We start from the raw sequence: 310 nt of genomic DNA, 5'->3' as shown, positions 1-310 counted from the left end.
TGTCGCGACGTGCTCGGGTGAGGTGGAGACGACAGTGGCGATCATGTTCGTCAGAGCACAGGTGATCGGCAGGGGCGCGGGACGCAGCGTCGTCTCGGCCGCCGCCTATCGCCATCGCGCCCGGATGATGGACGAACAGGCCGGCACATCGTTCAGCTATCGCGGCGGAGCTTCCGAACTGGTGCATGAGGAGCTGGCCCTTCCGGACCAAATACCGGCCTGGCTGCGGTCGGCGATTTCTGGTCAATCCGTCGCCAAGGCGAGCGAAGCGCTGTGGAATGCCGTCGATGCTTTCGAGAAACGCGCCGAC

The 310-nt window shown here is 64.8% G+C and carries 1 protein-coding gene; it reads left to right on the top strand.

From position 1 onward, the window contains the following. Positions 1–34: 34 nt before the first annotated feature. On the top strand, positions 35–310 hold a 276-nt coding region (locus MOV76_RS39575), incomplete at its 3' end, for a MobA/MobL family protein (RefSeq protein WP_247266640.1).

The organism is Rhizobium sp. PRIMUS64 (genome assembly GCF_023006465.1).
Lineage (GTDB): Bacteria > Pseudomonadota > Alphaproteobacteria > Rhizobiales > Rhizobiaceae > Rhizobium > Rhizobium leguminosarum.
The sequence above is the reverse complement of the archived record's forward strand: the minus strand, read 5'-3'. Positions and strand labels throughout refer to the sequence as shown.